We start from the raw sequence: 1520 nt of genomic DNA, 5'->3' as shown, positions 1-1520 counted from the left end.
CTTCTTCTTCGTCAGCGTTGAAGTCATACCATTCCGTAGGTAAGGCATTTTCAAACTGAATAGCATAAAACTCTGGTTTTTCTGCATCGGTGGCGTTGGAGTAATTGGTGTTTTTTTGTGAAGTACGAACGTAATTCTTGACCAAAAAGGCAGTTCCAAACGGTACACCAATCGCAACCGAAACACCTAAAACGGTAGGAAGTACATCAGCAAATTTTTTGGCAAGTAGTGGGTTCATAGCTTCTAAAATAAATGGTTGTCTTTTGGAAAGAGTTGCTCACGACGAGCTAATTCGTTTTTCCTGTATTCGTAGTAATCTTTGTCAGTTACTAATTTTTCTCTTTCCTTCTCTATCTCTTCCAACATTTTGTTTTTGATAGATTCAGTAGTTAGTGAGATGATAGAATCGTTGTATGATTTCACAGCTTCGGAAATAGCAATAATAGTGATTTCATTTTGCTCACCTTTGGTAATATCAATATTTGCTATGCGACGTGCCTCATTACATATCTCTGAAAAAATCTCAATGCGTTTTTTCGCTCCTTCTACCTCTTCTTGAGAAGGCTGATATTCAGACATTTCCTCTTCTTGTCTTTTCTCTTCTTCTATCTTTTTCAAGATATGATGTGCTTTACTCTTAGAGAAGCCTAATTTTGCACCAATTTGTCTTGTGGAAAGTCCTTGTTTGTGAAGTTTTAATACTTCTGTAAATTCTTTTGTCATGAGTTATCGGATTTTTCGATGAATAATTTAAGTAGATGGATTTTTTCTTCGGTGTTTTTGACACGAAGTTCTAACCTTTCTATATCTTGCCTCGTAGCATAGTTTTGTTTTTTCTTCTGAAGAACAGACAAAACGGCTGCTACAATGCTAGGAATCAATTTTTTGAGGAGTTGTAGCTTCATGTTTTAATTCTTTTAAAAGTCTAAACTCTAGTTTAAGCTCTCTTACTTCTTCCAGTATTTGTTGATAAACAGCTTCACGTTGTAGCTCCTTTTCCTCATTTTTATCAGCCTGTTCTTTGGCTTCTTGTTCGGCTTTTGCTTTGGCTTCTTTGAGGTCTGAAATATCTCTTTTCATGTCTCTGAAAGCGAGAAATTGTCGAAACATAAATCCAGCGAGCGTAAAAAGTCCAGAGGTTTGTCCAAAATCCAAGAGTGCGCCGAGCGTTACGGTTTTGATTTGTAATATTTCCAGTTGCATTATCAAAAAGTAGTAAGAGTAAGTAGATGAGTAACAGCATTCGGAGTAGCATAGATTAGGACTTTAGAGCAAATTTTTTAATAAGTTTGAACTGCTTGCTTTCATTGATAATGTGGTCAGAAACGGTGAGTAACCCATCATTATTGCCCTCAAACTTTTTGAGGATTTGATGAAAAGCACTCATTACTTGTTGTGCTTCTTTATCATTTTTTGCGTTGAAAGTGGCATCAAACTGATTGAAATTATAAGTTGCCATGTTGCTTAGGGATTAGGGTTTCTAATTGAGTTAAAAGAGATTTATTTTGAGAGGCGTGGTG

5 protein-coding genes are annotated in these 1520 nt (G+C 36.0%); all 5 read right to left on the bottom strand.

All coding sequences use genetic code 11. The features are described 5' to 3' along the window. The coding region (locus tag QZ659_RS20505) for a hypothetical protein (RefSeq protein ID WP_291728970.1) at positions 1 to 238 on the bottom strand (238 nt) is incomplete at its 3' end. A 5-nt stretch (positions 239 to 243) separates the two neighbouring features. Beyond that, on the bottom strand, positions 244 to 723 hold the full coding sequence (locus QZ659_RS20500; protein ID WP_291728968.1) for a hypothetical protein: 480 nt from the start codon (positions 721 to 723) through the stop codon (positions 244 to 246). Continuing rightward, positions 720 to 881, bottom strand: coding sequence for a hypothetical protein (locus tag QZ659_RS20495; RefSeq protein WP_291728966.1), 162 nt, complete (start codon positions 879 to 881; stop codon positions 720 to 722). Before QZ659_RS20495 ends, QZ659_RS20500 begins: the two co-directional genes overlap by 4 nt. After that, positions 871 to 1203 carry a hypothetical protein gene (locus QZ659_RS20490; RefSeq protein ID WP_291728965.1) on the bottom strand — a complete coding sequence of 111 codons (333 nt, stop codon included), beginning with the start codon at positions 1201 to 1203 and terminating at the stop codon, positions 871 to 873. The genes QZ659_RS20495 and QZ659_RS20490 overlap by 11 nt, the downstream gene beginning before the upstream one ends. 55 nt (positions 1204 to 1258) lie before the next feature. Then, positions 1259 to 1459, bottom strand: a complete 201-nt coding sequence (locus QZ659_RS20485; protein WP_291728964.1) for a hypothetical protein — start codon at positions 1457 to 1459, stop codon at positions 1259 to 1261. Positions 1460 to 1520: the final 61 nt, after the last annotated feature.

The organism is Bernardetia sp. (assembly GCF_020630935.1).
Taxonomy (GTDB): Bacteria; Bacteroidota; Bacteroidia; order Cytophagales; family Bernardetiaceae; genus Bernardetia.
Note: the sequence above shows the minus strand (reverse complement) of the source record. Positions and strands in the feature narration are given on the sequence as shown.

Coding starts and splice junctions, on each gene's coding strand:
- QZ659_RS20500 (WP_291728968.1), bottom strand. CDS start 723: ATGACAAAAGAATTTACAGAAGTATTAAAACTTCACAAACAAGGACTT.
- QZ659_RS20485 (WP_291728964.1), bottom strand. CDS start 1,459: ATGGCAACTTATAATTTCAATCAGTTTGATGCCACTTTCAACGCAAAA.
- QZ659_RS20490 (WP_291728965.1), bottom strand. CDS start 1,203: ATGCAACTGGAAATATTACAAATCAAAACCGTAACGCTCGGCGCACTC.